At 58.4% G+C, this 3,722-nt stretch carries 3 protein-coding genes; all 3 read left to right on the top strand.

Features of this window, described 5'->3' with window-relative positions; genetic code table 11:
- Window positions 1-1,839 (top strand): DNA topoisomerase (locus ACMQ11_RS04360; RefSeq protein ID WP_418991492.1); only part of this gene is annotated, 1,839 nt, incomplete at its 5' end.
- A 160-nt stretch (window positions 1,840-1,999) separates the two neighbouring features.
- Window positions 2,000-2,440, top strand: a complete 441-nt coding sequence (locus ACMQ11_RS04355; RefSeq protein WP_418991491.1) for a DUF1896 family protein — start codon at window positions 2,000-2,002, stop codon at window positions 2,438-2,440.
- The coding region (locus tag ACMQ11_RS04350) for an N-6 DNA methylase (RefSeq protein ID WP_418991490.1) at window positions 2,430-3,722 on the top strand (1,293 nt) is incomplete at its 3' end. The genes ACMQ11_RS04355 and ACMQ11_RS04350, both read left to right, overlap by 11 nt.

The raw sequence follows: 3,722 nt of genomic DNA, 5'->3' as shown, positions 1-3,722 counted from the left end.
AGCGACGTGGCGGCGCAAATCAAGGTCATCGCGCGGCTGTTCCGCGAGAGCGAACGCATCATCGTGGCGACCGACGCCGGACGCGAGGGCGAGTTGATCTTCCGCTACCTGTACGAGTATATCGGCTGCGCCACGCCGTTCGACCGCCTCTGGATCAGCTCGCTCACGGACAAAGCCATCCGCGAGGGGCTGGAACGTATCGAGAGCGGCGCAAAGTACGACAACCTCTACTACGCGGCCAAAGCCCGCAGCGAGGCCGATTGGCTGGTGGGGATCAATGCCACGCAAGCCATCACGATAGCCGCCGGACGCGGGACGTATTCGCTCGGTCGCGTACAGACGCCCACGCTGGCGATGGTCTGCGAACGCTACCTCGAAAACAAGCGTTTCACGCCCGAAACCATTTGGCAGGCGCATTTCGCCACACCCGGAGCCGAGGCCGATGCGGCGGTGAAATTCTCCTCCGCCGAGAAATGGAAAGAGAAAGCCCCTGCCGAGGCTGCTTACCGGTCGCTTAAAGCACAGGGTGCGGCCACCGTTACGCAAATCGAGCGTAAGGAAACCGTGCAGGAACCGCCCCTGCTCTACGACCTGACGACGCTCCAAAAGGAGGCGAACACCAAGCACGGGTTTTCGGCAGACAAGACGCTCTCCATTGCCCAAAAGCTCTACGAGGCGAAAGCAATTACCTATCCCCGCACGGGCAGCCGCTACATCCCCGAAGACGTGTTCGCACAGATTCCGGCCTTGCTGCTGACGCTGAAAAACAATCCCGCATGGAGCCGACGTCTTGCTCTTTTGGGTGAAACCCCGACGCGCCGCAGCGTGGACGATGGCAAGGTTACCGACCACCATGCGCTGCTGCCTACGGACGTAAGGCCGAAGCTGCTCTCCGCCGACGAGCAGACCGTTTACGATATGATCGTCGGGCGTATGCTCGAAGCGTTCTCCGAGCCGTGTATCAAGGACGTAACGACGGTTACGGCGACCTGCGACGGAGTGGAGTACACCACCAAAGGGGCTATCGTCCGTCAGGCGGGATGGCGCGGCATCTACGGCGAGGAAACGGAAGATACCGTACTGCCCGAATGGACGGAGGGCACGACGCTTGCCGTCGGCGGCTGCTCGCTGACCGAGGGCAAGACCAAGCCCAAGCCGCTGCATACCGAAGCCTCGCTGCTGGCGGCAATGGAAACCGCAGGCAAAGAGATCGAAAACGAGGAGTTGCGGCAGTCGCTCAAAGCGTGCGGCATCGGCACTCCGGCCACCCGTGCGGCCATCATCGAAACTCTTTTTTCACGGGAATACATGGTGCGGCAGAAAAAGTCGCTCTTGCCGACCGAGAAAGGGCTGGCACTCTACTCGGTCGTGAGGCAGATGCGCATCGCCGACGTGGAGATGACCGGAGAATGGGAGGCGGCACTCGCCAAGATCGAGCGGGGCGAGCTGCGTGCCGAAGCATTTCGGGGACAAATCGAGCGGTACACCGCCGAGATTACCTCGGAGCTGCTGACCTCGGAAAAACTCTTTACGCATAAGGGTTCGGACTGTATCTGCCCCAAGTGCAAGACGGGACGGATGCAGTTCTTCGGAAAGGTCGTGCGCTGCGACAACGCCGCGTGCGGGCTGCCCGTGTTCCGCATCAAGGCCGGAAAGACGCTCTCCGATGCCGAGATCACCGAGTTGCTCACCAAAGGACGCACCGGAGTGATCCGGGGCTTCAACAGCAAGCAGGGCAAGGCCTTTTCGGCCATCGTCGCATTCGATGCGGATTTCAACACCGTTTTCGAGTTTCCCGAAACCAAAAACGAGCAACGAAAACCCAAGAGAAAGAAATAATGCGTATATTCGCCACTGAATACACGGAAATAGATTGTTCTTGCTATCCCGATAGCCGATACCGATTTATTCTCTGTGGATTTAGTGGTGGCACTCGACGGGGACGTTGAGTGCCTTTTTCGTCTATCCGCTTTTATAATCCACTAAATCCACAGTATTTATGAATCAGAACAACAAGCCTACGGAGCTATCCTACTACGGGCTTTACCTGTTATCCTATCTCAAAGAGAACCACCCCGACAAGGCGGGCGATGCGGCCTTTATCGAAAGCCGCGCCGACCGTGCCGCCGACGCATTCGAGCAGGCGCGGCGCGAAGGGTATCTGCCCGAAGGGGCGCATGAGCTGGCGATGGCCGCTCTGTTGGACGGGCTTCACTTCTCCCGCTACGACACGATTATCGAAGTACTCTGGAATGAGTTTGCCGATGAGGTGGCGCAGAGCGAAGCCCCTGACGTCGCCCTGAAATTACAGCCCTCTCTGGAGGGTATCTTCTCACAATACCCCCTCTCGGACGATTTCGCCTTCTCGCCCGAATACGAGCAGCTCTACACGGAGCTGACGGGAGCCATTTCAATCCTGCTGGAAGAAGATGGCATTTAACCGTAAAACCAAGCTGCGGGACAATATCGAGGCGATACGCACGGCGTTCGACTTAGACAAGGCGCAGCGGGCGGCCACTCCCGACGAAAGGGAGCGGCTTGCCCGCTTCTGCGGTTTCGGAGGGTTGAAATGTATTCTCAACCCGGCCTCCGATCTGACCGATGCCGTGCAATGGGCGAAATCCGACCTCGAACTGTTCCCCATGACGGCGGAGCTGCACCGCCTGATCCACGAGAACAGCGCGAACAACGGTGAGTATAAACGCTATATCGACAGCCTGAAAAGTTCGGTGCTGACGGCGTTCTACACCCCGGCGGCTGTTACGGAGGCTCTGGCCGACGTGCTGCACGACTACCATGTGCGTCCGCGCCGCCTGCTGGAACCGTCGGCAGGGCACGGGGCATTTGTCGAGGCATTCGCACGTCGCAATGCCGATGCAGACGTAATGGCCTTTGAAAAAGACCTCCTGACGGGTAAAATCCTCTCGCACCTCTATCCCGACAAGAAAGTGCGGACGGAGGGATTCGAGCGCATCGAAAAACCTTTCGAGGGCTATTTCGACGTGGCGGCCTCCAACATTCCGTTCGGGGATGTGGCGGTGTTCGATCCGGCATTCTCGGCAAGCGAAACGCCCGGACGCCGCGCCGCGACCAAAGCCATCCACAACTACTTTTTCCTCAAAGGGCTGGATGCCGTCCGCGACGGCGGCATCGTGGCGTTCATCACCTCGCAGGGCGTGCTGAACTCACCGCAGAACGAAGAAATACGCCGCGAGATGCTCCGCCATGCCGATCCGGTATCGGTCATCCGGCTGCCGAACAACCTCTTTACCGACAATGCCGGAACGGAGGTCGGCAGCGACCTTATTATCCTGCAAAAAAATGCCCGTAAAGAGCGGTTCACGGAACAGGATCATAAGTTTTTCGGCTCCGTTTTGTTGGAATCTGGTATCATCATAAATGGCCTCTTTCTCGACAGGGCACATATCGTCCATACGAAAGCCATGCAAGACACCGATCCCTACGGCAAGCCCGCAATGGTCTATCTGCATAAGGGCGGTGCGGAGGGTATCGGCGCAGATCTGCGCCGTATGCTCTCGGAGGACTTCTACAAACGCCTCGATATGGGGCGGTATATGAATGTTACGGGAACGCTCGAAAGTATCCGACGACGGGTGCAACAGCAGACGACCGAAACACCGGAACCGAATCTGCAACCGGAACCTACCCCCGAAGATTGGGTGGAGTTCGGCGTATGGGCGAAAGAAAAGGAGCAGGAACTA

It is taken from the genome of Alistipes sp. (assembly GCF_048465575.1).
Classification (GTDB): Bacteria; Bacteroidota; Bacteroidia; order Bacteroidales; family Rikenellaceae; genus Alistipes.
Note: the sequence above shows the minus strand (reverse complement) of the source record. Positions and strands in the feature narration are given on the sequence as shown.

What these genes read in the sequence shown, in the direction of transcription:
- ACMQ11_RS04355 (WP_418991491.1), top strand. Translation starts at nt 2,000, where the DNA reads ATGAATCAGAACAACAAGCCTACGGAGCTATCCTACTACGGGCTTTAC.